The sequence below is a fragment of the Ruegeria sp. BI7 genome (genome assembly GCF_056537925.1).
In genome coordinates this window covers 1,311,741-1,325,799 of record NZ_JBQFSK010000001.1, presented here as the reverse complement: position 1 = coordinate 1,325,799, position 14,059 = coordinate 1,311,741, and the positions used below count along the sequence as shown (strand labels likewise).

Annotated in this window: 16 protein-coding genes; 10 read left to right on the top strand and 6 right to left on the bottom strand. The window is 58.0% G+C overall.

What is annotated here, in order from left to right:
• Positions 1-19: 19 nt before the first annotated feature.
• Together tyrS and ACR0JB_RS06610 are read right to left on the bottom strand one after the other, a co-directional pair.
• The gene (tyrS, locus tag ACR0JB_RS06615; RefSeq protein WP_170396091.1) at positions 20-1,273 is read right to left on the bottom strand and encodes a tyrosine--tRNA ligase; all 1,254 of its coding nucleotides are present in this window, start codon (positions 1,271-1,273) and stop codon (positions 20-22) included.
• Positions 1,274-1,365: 92 nt separating this feature from the next.
• Complete coding sequence (locus ACR0JB_RS06610; protein ID WP_170577669.1) at positions 1,366-2,631, bottom strand: MFS transporter; 1,266 nt, start codon at positions 2,629-2,631, stop codon at positions 1,366-1,368.
• A 243-nt stretch (positions 2,632-2,874) separates the two neighbouring features.
• Here ACR0JB_RS06610 and ACR0JB_RS06605 point away from each other — a divergent pair, with 243 nt between their 5' ends.
• Both ACR0JB_RS06605 and ACR0JB_RS06600 read left to right on the top strand, forming a co-directional pair.
• The gene (locus ACR0JB_RS06605; protein ID WP_254428473.1) at positions 2,875-3,948 is read left to right on the top strand and encodes an anhydro-N-acetylmuramic acid kinase; all 1,074 of its coding nucleotides are present in this window, start codon (positions 2,875-2,877) and stop codon (positions 3,946-3,948) included.
• Between the two features lie 23 nt (positions 3,949-3,971).
• Entirely contained in the window at positions 3,972-4,658 is a 687-nt protein-coding gene (locus ACR0JB_RS06600; protein WP_170396086.1) for a dimethylsulfonioproprionate lyase family protein, read from the top strand.
• A 70-nt stretch (positions 4,659-4,728) separates the two neighbouring features.
• Here ACR0JB_RS06600 and ACR0JB_RS06595 read toward each other — a convergent pair whose 3' ends face one another.
• Positions 4,729-5,616 (bottom strand): fatty acid desaturase, encoded by an 888-nt coding sequence (locus tag ACR0JB_RS06595; protein WP_170577675.1) that lies wholly within the window; start codon positions 5,614-5,616, stop codon positions 4,729-4,731.
• A gap of 3 nt (positions 5,617-5,619) precedes the next feature.
• The gene (locus tag ACR0JB_RS06590) at positions 5,620-6,039 is read right to left on the bottom strand and encodes a cupin domain-containing protein (RefSeq protein WP_170577677.1); all 420 of its coding nucleotides are present in this window, start codon (positions 6,037-6,039) and stop codon (positions 5,620-5,622) included.
• A gap of 87 nt (positions 6,040-6,126) precedes the next feature.
• On the opposite strand from ACR0JB_RS06590, the gene ACR0JB_RS06585 reads away from it, so the two are divergent.
• The 8 genes from ACR0JB_RS06585 to ACR0JB_RS06550 all read left to right on the top strand — a co-directional run bounded on the left by ACR0JB_RS06585 (position 6,127) and on the right by ACR0JB_RS06550 (position 12,636).
• Complete coding sequence (locus ACR0JB_RS06585; protein WP_480789767.1) at positions 6,127-7,545, top strand: protein adenylyltransferase SelO; 1,419 nt, start codon at positions 6,127-6,129, stop codon at positions 7,543-7,545.
• A gap of 155 nt (positions 7,546-7,700) precedes the next feature.
• The gene (locus ACR0JB_RS06580) at positions 7,701-8,048 is read left to right on the top strand and encodes a hypothetical protein (protein WP_480789766.1); all 348 of its coding nucleotides are present in this window, start codon (positions 7,701-7,703) and stop codon (positions 8,046-8,048) included.
• A gap of 56 nt (positions 8,049-8,104) precedes the next feature.
• Positions 8,105-8,815 carry an endonuclease/exonuclease/phosphatase family protein gene (locus tag ACR0JB_RS06575; protein ID WP_170375677.1) on the top strand — a complete coding sequence of 237 codons (711 nt, stop codon included), beginning with the start codon at positions 8,105-8,107 and terminating at the stop codon, positions 8,813-8,815.
• 73 nt (positions 8,816-8,888) lie between these two features.
• On the top strand, positions 8,889-9,302 hold the full coding sequence (locus ACR0JB_RS06570; RefSeq protein WP_170396076.1) for a Fur family transcriptional regulator: 414 nt from the start codon (positions 8,889-8,891) through the stop codon (positions 9,300-9,302).
• A 133-nt stretch (positions 9,303-9,435) separates the two neighbouring features.
• Positions 9,436-10,317 carry a DMT family transporter gene (locus ACR0JB_RS06565; RefSeq protein ID WP_170396074.1) on the top strand — a complete coding sequence of 294 codons (882 nt, stop codon included), beginning with the start codon at positions 9,436-9,438 and terminating at the stop codon, positions 10,315-10,317.
• 145 nt (positions 10,318-10,462) lie between these two features.
• Positions 10,463-11,740, top strand: a complete 1,278-nt coding sequence (gene eno, locus ACR0JB_RS06560) for a phosphopyruvate hydratase (RefSeq protein WP_170396072.1) — start codon at positions 10,463-10,465, stop codon at positions 11,738-11,740.
• Between the two features lie 39 nt (positions 11,741-11,779).
• On the top strand, positions 11,780-12,286 hold the full coding sequence (locus tag ACR0JB_RS06555; RefSeq protein WP_480789765.1) for a GNAT family N-acetyltransferase: 507 nt from the start codon (positions 11,780-11,782) through the stop codon (positions 12,284-12,286).
• Positions 12,287-12,468: 182 nt separating this feature from the next.
• A complete protein-coding gene (locus tag ACR0JB_RS06550) occupies positions 12,469-12,636 on the top strand; it encodes a hypothetical protein (protein WP_170505625.1) in 168 nt (55 codons plus the stop codon).
• Here ACR0JB_RS06550 and ACR0JB_RS06545 read toward each other — a convergent pair.
• Positions 12,633-13,082 carry a GNAT family N-acetyltransferase gene (locus ACR0JB_RS06545; RefSeq protein WP_170348955.1) on the bottom strand — a complete coding sequence of 150 codons (450 nt, stop codon included), beginning with the start codon at positions 13,080-13,082 and terminating at the stop codon, positions 12,633-12,635. The two genes, ACR0JB_RS06550 and ACR0JB_RS06545, sit on opposite strands and share 4 nt — an antisense overlap.
• Positions 13,079-14,020 carry a nucleoside hydrolase gene (locus ACR0JB_RS06540; protein ID WP_480789764.1) on the bottom strand — a complete coding sequence of 314 codons (942 nt, stop codon included), beginning with the start codon at positions 14,018-14,020 and terminating at the stop codon, positions 13,079-13,081. Before ACR0JB_RS06540 ends, ACR0JB_RS06545 begins: the two co-directional genes overlap by 4 nt.
• Between the last annotated feature and the right edge of the window lie 39 nt (positions 14,021-14,059).

Genomic DNA, 14,059 nt, shown 5'->3' with positions numbered 1-14,059 from the left:
TTAATGGGCGGGGCTGTGATCAGCCCAATTGCACCAGCGCGTGCCGCTTTTTACCAGCACTCAGTTTGATGGGCGAGGACAGCGCGCCCGCGTCAATCATCAGCCCTGCATCGGTCAGCGGCGCGTCATCCAACTTGGCGCCATTCTCGGCAATCAGGCGCTTGGCCTCTTTGCCCGATTTGGCCAGACCCGATTTCACGATGACCTGCACGATGGACATGCCGTCGCCCAGCTCATCCGCGCTGAGAGTCAGGGTCGGAAGATCGCCACCCACGCCGCCCTTTTCGAACACTTCACGCGCGGTTGCTTCGGCCTTGGCTGCGGCCTCGGCCCCGTGCAGCAGGGTGGTGATTTCGTTCGCCAAGCGGATTTTGGCTTCGTTGATGTCGGACCCTTGCAGCGCGCCCAGGCGCTCGCACTCATCCACCGGCATTTCGGTGTAGAGCTTCAGGAACCGCCCGACATCCGCATCGGTGGTGTTGCGCCAGAACTGCCAGAATTCGTAGGGCGAGCGCATCTCGGCGTTCAGCCACACGGCACCGTCCTGAGATTTTCCCATCTTCTTGCCGTCGCTGGTGGTCAACAGGGGCGAGGTCAGGCCAAAGATCTCATGATCCAGCACGCGGCGGGTCAGGTCGATCCCATTGACGATATTGCCCCACTGATCCGAGCCGCCCATCTGCAGAACACAGCCATAGCGGCGGTTCAACTCAAGGAAATCATAAGCCTGCAGGATCATGTAGTTGAATTCGAGGAAGCTGAGCGATTGTTCTCGATCCAGCCGCGATTTCACGGACTCAAACGAAAGCATGCGGTTGACCGAGAAGTGCCGCCCGATGTCCCGCAGGAAATCGAGGTAGTTCAGGTCGTCTAGCCACTCGGCATTGTTCAGCATCAGAGCTTTGTTTTCGGCGTCACTGTCATAGTCGATATAGGCCGAGAACACCTTTTTGATGCCCGCGATGTTTTCGTCGATCTGTTCGGGGCCCAACAGGGGACGTTCATCCGCGCGGAACGACGGATCGCCCACCTTGGTGGTGCCGCCGCCCATCAGGGTGATCGGCTGATGGCCGGTTTTCTGGAACCAGCGCAGCATCATGATTTGGATCAGGCTGCCCACATGCAACGATTTTGCCGTCGCATCAAAGCCGATATAGGCCGGCTTGCACCCACTGATCAGCGCTTCGTCAAGGCCCTGATAATCGGTGCAGTCGGCGAGAAAGCCGCGCTCGATCATCGTGGCGATGAAATCCGATTTGGGGTGGTAGGTCATATCGTGCCCTTTGGGTTGATGTTGCGGGGCACTGTATAGGCGTCGCTTTGGGCAAGGAAAAGCCACCATTTCCAAGAAAAACGTGGGCAGTGTCAGCTTTTGACCGGAGGCAGGCGCAACGCATAGAGCATTGCGATCAGGTTCAGCGCGACCAGTGCAAAGATCGGGGTGATTGGATCGTGCAGATGTGCCACCGCGCCTAGGATCGCAGCAAAGACCATACCGATCAGTCCGGCACTAACATCGCCAAGGGCGACCAGGTAGGGACGCTCCTGTTCCGATGTCTTTTCAATGATATAGAGATAGCGGCCATAAATGACACCATTCCCGCCCAGTGACAGCAGCAGGATGACCAGCGCATAAACCCAGACGTTCTGCGCATAGCCAAGGAATGTGAAGGCCAGCGCCAGTATGGCTGAAACTGCCGAGATCAAGCACCCCAGCCACATCACCGGCTTGACCGAGATCCGACCGCTGAGCCAACCCCACAGGATCGAGCCCAGCACCATACCAAGACTGGCGGCCATCACGAAATAGCTGAGTGAGTGTTTGGTGCCCACGTGAAAGGTCGCAGCGTGGATCGTGTAAAACGGCATGGCCAGCTCAACCGAGACAAAGATCAGACGCGTCGTAAGAAACTTGCGATACCACGAATAAGCCATGCCGGTTTTGAAACCGGTCACCAACTCAGCCAACGGTTTGGGTTTGCTTTTGGGTGCGGGGGCACGGGCTTGCTCTTGTTCCAGCAGCCGGACACCGGCAAAGCTGACGCCGGCGGCGAACATGGCGACGACGCCGCACCACAGGACGACGATGTGGCGCTGCATTGGTTCATCCGAGGCCAGCAGATCGCGCGTCACCCAGACCACAAGAATGGCCAGAATGCCTGAGATTGTGGCCTGTGCAAACACCATCCGATTTCGTTTCGCCTCGGGCACCGAGATGCCATAGATTTGGCTGGTGCCCAGACTGGTGATCCCTTGGCACAGTCCCATTACAACCGCGGTTGTCAGAAATAGTAACACAATCAAAAGATTGGGAAGGTTTGTTGCGAACAATGCCACGACCGACAGAATGGCGGCCGTCAGGATGTTGGGTACGTAAACCGCCAGTTTCGCGCGGGTCACCCGATTGATGAACGGAGACATGAAAATCTCGGCAATCAGGCGCGATCCGGTCACGAAGGGCAGCAAAAGGCCCGCGAAAAACGTAGGCGCCCCCAAGGCCAGATACAGGAAGGGCAGCACCAGATTGGGGTTCACCAGCTGCCCGCCAATTGTGGCCAGTGACCCTGACCAAAAGATAAGCTGGTAATTGCGTCTCTGCGCGGGCTGGTTGGGTGTCTGTGTGTCCGTCATGGTCGTCCGTTTGGGGTGCAGTTGGTCGCAATGCTTACTCAGGCCGTGCGCCGGTGCAACCGTCCCGTCGCTCGTGTTGTGGTTGCAGGCGCGCAGGTTGTAGCAAAAAAGCACGTGGACCGCGTGATGTGACTTGCCTAGTGGGGCGATGAACAGGCAGGTTGAGCGCCATAAAACAAGATAAATGAGGTGAGCGTGAACCGGGCCATCAGGAAAGGCGGGCCGATCAAAGCCCTGGGTGCAATGTCTGGCACGTCGCTGGACGGTGTGGATGCTGCGGTGGTGGAAACCGATGGGCATCACATCATCGGTTTTGGCCCAAGCGGCTATCGCGCCTATACCGAGGCCGAGCGCAGCGATCTGCGCGCGGCGCTGGGTCAATGGCACGGCCCGGACGTGGACAAGGCGGCTGAGCTGGTTACCATTGCGCACGCCGAGGCGCTCTCGGAATTTGAAGAGATCGATCTGATCGGCTTTCACGGGCAGACTCTGGCGCACGAACCACATGGGCGGGGTACGTTACAAGTGGGCGACGGCAAGGGGTTGGCGCAGGCTTTAGGCGTGCCGGTCGTCTGGGATTTCCGCAGTGACGACGTGGCGATGGGGGGGGAAGGTGCGCCCCTAGCACCATTCTTTCACTTTGCCTGCGCTAAATGGATCGGGGCGACCCAACCGCTGTGTTTTTTGAACCTCGGCGGGGTGGGAAACCTGACTTATGTGGACCCCGGCTTTGACGGCCCGGAAGCGCCCGGAGCTCTGCTGGCCTTTGACACCGGTCCCGCCAATGCACCCGTTGATGACCTGATGCAGGCGCGTCTGGGCCTGCCGATGGACCGCGATGGTGCGGTTGCGCGTGGCGGCACGGTCGAGATGGGCGCGCTCGAACTGTTTCTGGCTGAGCCTTACTTTACCCGAATGCCCCCTAAGTCTCTTGACCGGAACGACTTTGCCGAGATGATCCGGTTGGTTCAGGAGCTAAACGACGCCGACGCGGTGGCCACACTGACCGGCATGTGTGCGGCGGGCGTGCTGCAGGGGATGGAACATTGCCCCAAACCGCCTGCGCGTCTTCTGGTCACTGGCGGCGGGCGGCATAACCCGGTGCTGATGGAGATGCTGCGCGTCGCACTGGACTGCCCGGTCGAGCCGGTCGAAGCGGTAGGGTTGGACGGCGACATGCTCGAGGCACAGGCCTTCGCCTATCTCGCAGTACGCGTGGCACGTGGGTTGCCGACATCATGCCCTGGAACAACTGGGGTTAAAGCTCTTGTCGGGGGAGGAGTTGTCAGTACGGTTTCGATGGGTGCTGCTGGCTGAAGGGAATTTGGCTGGAACCTCAGATGATAGGCTTTCGTGTCGCTCGGCAGCAAAATTTGCATTCGATGTCGCATGCAGACAAACCCAAGTCTGAAAACTGGTTATCCTCGCTCTTTATGAGCAAAGAAGGCGTCTACCAGAATCTACTGCAACAAGCTCGGGATGCATATGTCAGCCATCCCCAGATGACGTCGTTCGCACCGTTTCCAGATGACATTCAAAGGCAGGAGATTGAGCCATATCATCTCCCGTGTGGCGACGTGTTGCGGCAGGAGGCGGGGCTGGTATCACAAACCTATGCTCGCCTGCAGGATGCGATCGTAAACGCAGCACCTTACGCGGTTTGGCGAGAAACCTACAAATACACAGATATCGGCGATTGTTTCCTGAATAATTTTGGATGTTATTCCATCGTCGGAGCAGGAGGGCCGTTCTTATCGAACAAACTCTGGCTTTGGATTGTTCACATGCCGCCTCAGCTCTACTATCCGTGGCATCATCATCCAGCAGAAGAAATGTACATGGTGATTTCAGGAACTGGCGTGTTCAATCGCGAGGGCTGTCCGAGTGAAAACCTCGGCGAAGGCGGCACTGTGTATCACGAAAGCAATCAGCCGCATGCAATGGAAACGCAGGACGATCCAGTATTGTGCCTTGTGGCCTGGCGCAACCGTTTCGATACGCCTCCTGTCCTGACCCCATCCAATTGAACGGTTGGATAGGGGGTGACTTTGACCAGCTTTTTTGTCGGAGGTCACAGGGTCACTGGAAGACGGATTTTCACTTCAGGGATTTCATGTAATCCAGCGAAAAATCGGAATACCCCTCAGAAGTCGATTTCAAATGTGCCCGGGTCCAATCGTGCAGCGCGGGCAATTGATGGAACGGCACGTTGGGAAAAGCGTGGTGTTCGGCGTGGTAGGGCATGTTCCAGGCCAGAAACCGGACGATGCGGTTGGTGAAAGTGGTGCGAGAGTTCTCGAGCATATTGGCGACTGAGGGGCAGAGGCCATGTTCGGCTAATAGATAGAGGCGCAAGAAGGGTTGCGCGATCAGCACCGGTAGAATCCATAGCCAGAATAATACTGAAGAATAGAGCAGGCTGAGACCGACAAGGACGTAGAGAACCAGCAATAGCCGCGCCTCAATACGCATGGCGTGGTGTTGGCGGGCAGGCAGGTAGGGCGCGTCGATCCGGCCCAAGGCGTTTTGTACCAGAACCTTTGCCATCCCGCTCCAGTACGGCCAGCCACTGAGATAGATCAGCAGGTCTCGCCAATTTCCGGGTCGCGGTTTGCCGCCCAGTTCCGGGTCTTTTTCCGGGTGGTTGGTCCATTTGTGATGCGCCAGGTGGAAATAGCGAAACCACGTAAAGGGCAGGGCGATAGGGATCGAAACCAGATGCCCGATGACATCGTTCAGCCAGCTGCTGCGAAACGGTGTCTTGTGCGTACACTCGTGACTGAGCGTAAACAGGAAAACCAGAAGTATGCCTTGGGGAAGGATAAACAGAGGCCAAAGCGGCACGCGCAATGCGATACAGGCAGAGGTGCCCGCCAGTACTATGCCATACGCCGCCAAATGCTTCAGCCCGGCCGCATTGGATCGTTGCTGAAGGCTGTCTTTCGCCTCGGGCGGGATCGACGCTATAAGTGCGCGGTGATCCATGACTTACCCGCGCGCGATGTCGAACCCCGGCGCGGCCAGCACAAAGCCGTCGAATTCGAACCCGGGTGAGACGGTGCAACTGACCAGTGTGTACTCTCCAGTCGACTGCGCTGATTGCCAGTGGTTCTTGGGTACAACCAATTGTGGCGCGCCTTTGGTCAGGTCGGGGGTCAGCAGGTGATCGGTAGCAGGGCCGTCATCGGTGGCGCTGAGAGACAGGGTCAGTGGCGCGCCGGCATGATACAGCCAGATCTCGGTCGCATCGACGCGGTGCCAGTGGCTGTGCTCACCTGCTTGCAGCAGGAAATAGATGCATGTGCTGGTGGCGCGGCCTTCGTTATCGGCCCGCCAAGTTTCGCGGAACCAACCGCCCTCGGGGTGGCGCTGCAACTGAAGGTGGTCGACGATCTCTTGCGCGGTCATTGGGGCCTCTTGCTTGGTTGTGGTGATTATGCACGCAGGCGTGCGATCCGCTATGGTATTTACGTGTATCCACCATATGTTTGCCGCATGACCTTGAATATCCCGTTTGACAACAGCTATGCCCGTCTTCCCAACACTTTTTTTGCCCGGCAAGTGCCGGTGCCGGTGCGTGCTCCGCGTTTGATTGCGTTTAATGAAGATCTGGCCCGCGTTCTGGGGGTAACTCCGGGCGATGTGCAGGAAATGGCCGAGGTTTTCGCCGGGAATGCCCTGCCTGAAGGGGCCGAGCCGATTGCTCAGCTTTATTCCGGCCATCAGTTCGGCACCTACAACCCGCAGCTCGGCGATGGGCGTGCGGTATTGCTGGGTGAGACGATCGGAACAGACGGCGTGCGACGGGATATTCAGTTGAAGGGCTCGGGACAAACCCCGTTCAGCCGCCAGGGCGATGGCCGCGCGTGGCTTGGGCCAGTGCTGCGCGAATATTTGGTATCCGAGGCGATGCACGCGCTGGGCATCCCGACCACCCGTGCGCTGGCTGCGGTTGAGACAGGAGAGATCGTCTTGCGCGAAGGCCCGATGCCGGGCGCGGTGCTGACCCGCGTGGCGCAAAGCCATCTGCGCGTGGGGACGTTTCAGGTGTTTGCCGCACGACGGCAGGTCGACAGCTTGAAGCGGCTGACCGAATACGCCATTGCCCGACACTATCCGCAGGCCGAAGGTCCAATGGGCCTGCTGCGCGCGGTCCGGGACGCGCAGGCGCGGCTGATTGCGCAATGGATGAGCGTCGGGTTTATCCACGGGGTGATAAACACCGATAACTTCTCGATCGCTGGCGAGACCATCGACTATGGGCCTTGTGCCTTCATGGACATCTATCACCCGAATACGGTCTTCAGTTCAATCGACCGGATGGGACGATATGCCTATTCCAATCAGCCGGACATCGCCGTGTGGAACCTGGCGCAATTGGCGACCTCTTTGATTCAGCAGGTCGAGGACCCCGAAGCCGCCGTTCAAGAGGCCACTGAGATCGTGCATGCAATGCCGGGACTGATCCAACAGGAATGGCTTGCCCGCTTCCGCGCCAAGATCGGTTTGACGACTGAGGATAAGGGCGACGAGGCGTTGATCACCGATCTGCTGACCCGGATGGCGCATAACAGTGCCGATTTCACCAATACGTTCCGTGCGCTGGGCAGTGACAAGGCCCGCGATCAGTTCGTGAACCCCGAAGCTTATGATGAATGGGCCGACGGCTGGCAGACGCGGTTGGCCCGTGAAAATGACCCGCAGGCGGTGATGAACGCCGCCAACCCGGCCTTTATCCCGCGCAACCACCGGGTCGAGCAGATGATACAGGCTGCTGTCCAAGGCGATTTTGCGCCGTTCCATCGGTTGAACGCGGTGCTTGCCCGAGCCTATGAGGATCAACCCGACGCAACCGACCTGACACATCCGCCGGCCGAAAGCGAAGTGGTCCACGCGACGTTCTGTGGGACATAGCGAATATCAAATCTTGAACGTCTAGTTTTTAAGCTGTCTAGTGGGCGTTCTTCTGAACATAATGCCAAGCGACTTACCATCGGCACATAATGCTGCATAATGGACGCAACCGGGGGAACTGCAGATAAAATCAGTTTTGTTTTAGGGAGCATAAAATGCGCTACGCCATTTTGTTGGAAGACGCGGACGGTGTGTCTTATTTTGAAAATCGTGAGATTGATTTCGAACTCAAGACCTTTGCCCCCCGGCCGCACCGTTTCTGGTCTCAAAAGAGGTCGATGCCGCGCGTATTGCCTTCTTGTCATTGCCTGCTGGATGGAAAGGGGTTCAACACCGTTCCCCGAAACCCCAACTTGCGACGGTTCTGTCCGGTACGTTCCGTGTTCAGGCGGGGTCGGGCGAAATACGTGATTTCAAAACGGGTGACTTGTTTTGGGCCGAAGATGTCAAGGGAACAGGCCATAGCTCATCCGCCGAAGGGGGTGAGCCCGCCAACCTTATGATTACACAATTTAAATAGGGGCCGGGTGGCCGAGGAGCCTTTGATGTCAGACACAGGATGCCAATGACTAAACCATCAACCCTGCGTATCGCCAGCTATAACATTCAGAAATGTGTGGGTCTGGATTTTCGGCGGCAGCCCCAGCGTATCATGCAGGTCATCGACAGCATGCAGGCTGATATCGTGGTGTTGCAAGAGGCCGACAAACGCTTGCCGCCCCGACCTGCCGCCTTACCACATTTCATGTTGGATGAGGCCGGCTGGCAGATCGTTGATCTGGGTGGGGCCGGCAGTCTGGGTTGGCATGGAAACGCAGTGATCTGGCGCGGAAATTCGATTCAGGTTCGGCAGACCGGGCACCACGACCTGCCAGGGCTGGAGCCGCGGGGAGCCGTGCGTGTGGAATTCGACACACAAATCGGGCCGCTGCGCGTGATGGGGATGCATCTGGGCCTGTTGCCCGCATCCCGGCGCCAGCAGATCACGCACATCCGCCGCTTTGACGATGATCTGGACAACATGCCCACCGTCTGGGCCGGGGACTTCAACGAATGGTCGCGCCAGCCAGTGTTGGACCATCTGGCCCCGGATATGCGCTTTTTGGCACCGGTTCCAAGCTTTCCGGCCGCACAGCCCCTGGGGGCCCTTGACCGCATCGCGCTGGGCGCAGGGCTTGAGGCGGTCGTCCACGGCGTGCACGACGCACGGCCTGCGCATATAGCGTCCGATCATCTGCCGATCTGGGCGGACCTGAGACGGGTGGCCTAGGACGCAATTCCCCTGTGGCGCGATCCGCGCAGACGTACTAAGACAGAATCCCGAACTACTCTGAGGGTCACTTATGTCCGATACGATCATCGCCCGCTGTGAATCAAAAGGTCTGCGCATGACCGGCCAGCGCCGCACAATCGCGCAGGTGCTGCAACAAAGTGAGGATCACCCGGATGTTGAGGAACTGTATGCCCGTGCCTCGAAAGTGGATTCGGGCATCTCGATCGCCACGGTCTATCGCACTGTCAAACTGTTCGAAGAAGCGGGGATTCTTGACCGGCTGGAATTCGGTGACGGGCGCGCACGGTATGAGGATGCTGAGCGTGATCATCATGACCATTTGATCGATATGCAATCCGGCAAGGTGATAGAATTCGTCGACCCCGAGATCGAAGTGTTGCAGGAAAAGATCGCGGCCAAGCTGGGGTATAAGCTGAAAGGCCACCGGCTGGAACTGTACGGCGTGCCGCTGGAACAGGACTGATTCATCACAAAACGCGAACGACAGGCGCACGGGAATTCATGCTTTCCGGGCGGATAATGCTTGCCTGAACGGCTTTCTTGCGATTTTGCTGAGAAAAGCGGCATTGGGGCCGCAGGATTCAACGGACACGGTCATGAACAACGTACACGGCATTTTGCTGGTCGTCGGCGCGATGGCGGCTTTTGCGCTTGAAGATATGTTCATCAAGCATCTGTCGGTGACAGTGCCGACCGGTCAGATCATGGTTGTGTTGGGTGTGATCTGCAGCCTGGCCTTTGTCGTGATGTCATTGGCTACGCGCAAACGTATCCTTGATCCGGTGGCGTGGCAGCCTCTGCCTCTGATGCGCGCCGGGACCGAAGCGGTTGGGGCGCTGAGTTTTGTGACCGCGCTGTCTCTGGTCGATCTGTCCACCGTGGCTGCTGTGTTTCAGGCGATGCCGCTGGCCGTCACCATGGGGGCCGCGCTGTTTCTGGGCGAGCATGTCGGCTGGCGACGGTGGAGCGCGATTGGCATCGGCTTCATCGGCGTGCTGATGATTATCCGCCCCGGGCTGGCCGGGTTTCAACCCGAGTCGTTGTTTGTCGTGGCCAGTGTGCTTGCCATCGCTGCGCGCGACCTGATCACCCGTAAGCTGGATGTTCGCGTGGCCTCGTCCGTGGTCGCCCTGCAGGCCTATGTCGCCGTGGCATTTGCTGGCGTGGCGTTGATGGTGTTTTCCGCACAACCCGTTGTGCCTTTAAATACTTGGCAGATCGGTCCCTATCTGGGTGCCGTTGGCTTTGGTTTTCTGGGTTATTACGGCATCGTCATCGCCATGCGGATTGGTGAGGCTTCGGCCCTGACGCCCTTCCGCTATACCCGGCTGATCTTCTCGATCGCCGCGGGGATGCTGATGTTCGGTGAACGCCCGGACCTGATGACGCTGGCCGGGGCCACGTTGATCATGGGGTCGGGCATGTACACCTTTGTTCGCGAACGCCGTTTGGCCCGTGAACTGGCGGTTGCAGCCTGACGGATCGTCGCACGTTGGCGCAAACAGGTAATTGTTAGCCCTAAAGGGCCGGGGATATACATGTTAGCGATAACATTACTGGTTTACTTTTTGCCCGGTGATGGTATGAGGCGTGCAACTGATTGCAGCCACAGGAACGGGCCTCATGAGCACCATTATCGACATCCACGCACGCGAAATTCTGGACAGCCGGGGCAACCCGACCGTTGAGGTCGACGTGATTCTGGAAGACGGCACAATGGGCCGCGCCGCTGTGCCCTCGGGCGCGTCGACCGGCGCTTATGAAGCGGTGGAAAAGCGTGACGGTGACAAATCGCGCTATTTGGGCAAGGGCGTGCTTGAAGCCGTCGCCGCCGTGAACGGTGAGATTGCAGAAGAACTGGTGGGATTTGACGCCACCGAGCAGGTTGCCATCGATGGCGCCATGATCGAACTGGACGGAACCGAGAACAAGGGTCGGCTTGGCGCCAATGCCATTCTGGGTGTTTCGCTGGCCACGGCTAAGGCAGCGGCGGATTTCACCACGCAGCCTCTGTATCGCTATGTGGGTGGCACCTCGGCTCGTGTTCTGCCAGTGCCGATGATGAACATCATCAACGGGGGTGAGCACGCGGACAACCCGATCGATATTCAAGAATTCATGATCATGCCAACTTCGGCCGCAAATATCCGCGAAGCCGTGCGCATGGGGTCCGAAGTTTTCCACACCCTCAAACGCGAACTATCGGCTGCTGGTCTAGCCACTGGTGTGGGCGATGAGGGCGGCTTTGCCCCCAACATCGCATCCACCCGCGAAGCGTTGGATTTCATCCTACAGTCCATTGAAAAGGCGGGTTATAAACCGGGTGAAGAAATCCACCTGGCGCTGGACTGCGCTGCCACTGAATACTATCGCGACGGCAAATACGTTCTGTCGGGTGAGAATATCTCGCTAACCTCCGAAGAAAACGCCGAGTATCTGGCGGCGCTGGTCAAAGACTATCCGATCATCTCGATCGAAGACGGCATGTCCGAAGATGATTGGGACGGCTGGAAGGCGTTGACCGATGCCATCGGTGACCGTGTTCAACTGGTGGGCGACGACCTGTTCGTGACCAACCCCGAACGTCTGGCTGAAGGGATCGACCGCGGCTGCGCCAATTCGATGCTGGTCAAGGTGAACCAGATCGGCTCGTTGACCGAAACCCTGCGCGCCGTCGATATGGCGCACCGCGCGGGTTATACCAACGTGATGTCGCACCGTTCGGGCGAGACCGAGGATGCAACCATCGCCGATCTAGCCGTGGCGACCAATTGCGGTCAGATCAAGACCGGCTCGCTGGCGCGATCGGACCGGTTGGCCAAGTACAACCAATTGATCCGTATCGAGGAATCGTTGGGCGAAGTTGCCGAATACGCCGGGGCTTCGATCCTTAAGCGCTGAGTGTTATTCTGATCCTCGTACCTTATCGAGGATCGGCAGTTGCTTAGCATCATAGAACCCAGAACGCCGGACCACTTTGATGCGGTCCGGCGTTTGTGTTGGGAATACCGCGATTTCCTCCTGACGCTGGATGAAAAGTCGCAACGTATTGTTCATACCATCTATTCGCAGGATAAATATGCCCGTGTGATGGAGGTCATTGAGGCCGAACACAGCCCGCCGAACGGTGGCGCGCGTCTTGCGCTGATCGGTGATCAGCCCGTTGGATGTGGCATGTTCCACACGATCGAGCCGGGCGTGGCCGAGATCAAGCGCGTATTCGTTCAGGACAGCGCCCGCGGTACGGGGGCAGGTCGTTCCATCATGCTGTCTTTGATCCAGCAATGTCGCCAGCAGGGGTTTGACCTGATCCGCATGGACACTGGCAAACCATTGCAGACAGCGACCCGACTTTACCTCTCAATGGGGTTCGTTCTGCGGGACGCATACGCCGAGATTCCGGAAATCGCCGAGGGTCATCTGCTGTTTTTCGAGATGAAATTGTAGCGGAACGGATAAGAAAGACCTTTTAGCCGAATTGTTTTGCGCCGCTTTCCTGTTGTTAACGCATGGAAAAAGCATAACCCTCAAATTTTTTCAGCATAATTTGCGTTATGTGTGAACTTTTTCCTATTTGTCTCAATTTGAGCTGACCTATTGTGCCTGCATTACAGAAAAGGGGGCACACCATGACTGGTTCGAAATTCCTTCTCGTAGTTTCAGTGATCAGCACTGTATTTTTGGCGGCCTGCTCGGGGCCGGGGACTTATCCGGTATCGGGGATACAGGCGTCGTCCACTGACCCGGTGATGGATATGGACATTCCTGGATTCGATATGGGCGTTGAGGCGCGCTAAAGCGGCTTGCTCATCAACACATAGCGGTCTCGTGCTTTGAAACCGGTACGCAGATACAGTCTTTGCGTAGCTTCATTGGTCCGGTCGACCTCAAGATGCAATGCGGTCAATCCTGCCCCGGCAAGGGCTTTGGGCAGGTCCAGCAAGACTTCGGTGGCGATCCCGCGACCACGAACTGCGGGGCGGATGTAAATCTCGTCGACAAAGCCGTCCATACCGCCAAATTCGACCGACCAGCCAAAGGTCAGCACGATATAACCCAGCGGTGCGCGGCCGGGTCCGATCAGATAGACGCACCCGTGGGGGATGCCCTCAAGAAGCGGGGCCAGAGCCTCGCGACGTTGATCGGCGTCCTGTTCAATTCCGGCCTCGGCGTGAAAGGCCGCGACCAGCGACATCAGGCGATCCAGATCTGTGGGACGGGCGAGTTTCAGCGCGGCGCTCATAGGCGGGCCAGCCTTTCTGTTAGCAGGTCAAAGAATCCATCAGCGTCGATTTCCCCCATGAACATGGCATTGGGGGGACGATCCGTCACGCGCCACCAATCAGCGACGGTCATACCAAGGGTCAGGTCGGATTGCGTTTCGATCTGCACATTGACGTGACGGCCCGAGAATAGTTCGGGCCGGATCAGATATGCGGTCACGCAGGGGTCGTGCAGCGGCGCGCCCTCTGAGCCGTATTTTTCTTTATCGAAGCGTTCGAAAAAATCCGTCATATCGGCAACCGCATGGCCGACTTTAGAATCGAGTGCACGGAACGCATCGTTGCGATGTTTCGTGACTAAGGCGTCATGGGTGACATCCAGCGGCATCACTACGATGTGAACGCCAGATTTAAACACAATTTCAGCGGCTTCCGGATCAACGTAAATGTTGAACTCAGCGGTGGGCGTGATGTTGCCCACCTCAAAATACGCGCCACCCATCAGCACGATTTCCTGCACGCGCTCGACGATATCGGGCGCTTTCTGAAAGGCCGTGGCGATATTGGTCAAGGGCCCCAGCGGGCAGAGCGTCACCGTCCCCGGTTCCTGCGCGCGCAGGGTGTCGATGATGAAGTCGACCGCGTGCCCATCAGCCAGCGGCATCTCCGGATCGGGCAGGACAGGGCCGTCCAGCCCGGTCTTACCATGCACATGCTCCGCGGTGACCAAAGCGCGGTTCAACGGACGGTCGCATCCAGCGTAAACGGGGATATGCGTATGCCCGGCCAGTTCACAAACAATCCGCGCGTTTTTGGCGGTCAGTTCCAGCGGCACATTCCCGGCAACAGCTGTGATGCCCAGCACGTCGATCTCATCAGGGCTGGCCAACGCCAGCAAGATTGCGACAGCGTCGTCCTGACCGGGGTCAGTGTCGATAATGATCTTGCGCGGTGCCATGATTTGCCTCCGGGGTCTTGAAGCGCGGACACTCGCAAG

Coding starts and splice junctions, on each gene's coding strand:
- ACR0JB_RS06595 (WP_170577675.1), bottom strand. CDS start 5,616: ATGGATCACCGCGCACTTATAGCGTCGATCCCGCCCGAGGCGAAAGAC.
- ACR0JB_RS06605 (WP_254428473.1), top strand. CDS start 2,875: ATGTCTGGCACGTCGCTGGACGGTGTGGATGCTGCGGTGGTGGAAACC.
- ACR0JB_RS06540 (WP_480789764.1), bottom strand. CDS start 14,020: ATGGCACCGCGCAAGATCATTATCGACACTGACCCCGGTCAGGACGAC.
- ACR0JB_RS06565 (WP_170396074.1), top strand. CDS start 9,436: ATGAACAACGTACACGGCATTTTGCTGGTCGTCGGCGCGATGGCGGCT.
- ACR0JB_RS06580 (WP_480789766.1), top strand. CDS start 7,701: ATGCGCTACGCCATTTTGTTGGAAGACGCGGACGGTGTGTCTTATTTT.
- ACR0JB_RS06610 (WP_170577669.1), bottom strand. CDS start 2,631: ATGACGGACACACAGACACCCAACCAGCCCGCGCAGAGACGCAATTAC.
- tyrS (WP_170396091.1), bottom strand. CDS start 1,273: ATGACCTACCACCCCAAATCGGATTTCATCGCCACGATGATCGAGCGC.
- ACR0JB_RS06575 (WP_170375677.1), top strand. CDS start 8,105: ATGCCAATGACTAAACCATCAACCCTGCGTATCGCCAGCTATAACATT.
- ACR0JB_RS06600 (WP_170396086.1), top strand. CDS start 3,972: ATGATAGGCTTTCGTGTCGCTCGGCAGCAAAATTTGCATTCGATGTCG.
- ACR0JB_RS06570 (WP_170396076.1), top strand. CDS start 8,889: ATGTCCGATACGATCATCGCCCGCTGTGAATCAAAAGGTCTGCGCATG.
- ACR0JB_RS06585 (WP_480789767.1), top strand. CDS start 6,127: ATGACCTTGAATATCCCGTTTGACAACAGCTATGCCCGTCTTCCCAAC.
- ACR0JB_RS06550 (WP_170505625.1), top strand. CDS start 12,469: ATGACTGGTTCGAAATTCCTTCTCGTAGTTTCAGTGATCAGCACTGTA.
- eno (WP_170396072.1), top strand. CDS start 10,463: ATGAGCACCATTATCGACATCCACGCACGCGAAATTCTGGACAGCCGG.
- ACR0JB_RS06590 (WP_170577677.1), bottom strand. CDS start 6,039: ATGACCGCGCAAGAGATCGTCGACCACCTTCAGTTGCAGCGCCACCCC.
- ACR0JB_RS06545 (WP_170348955.1), bottom strand. CDS start 13,082: ATGAGCGCCGCGCTGAAACTCGCCCGTCCCACAGATCTGGATCGCCTG.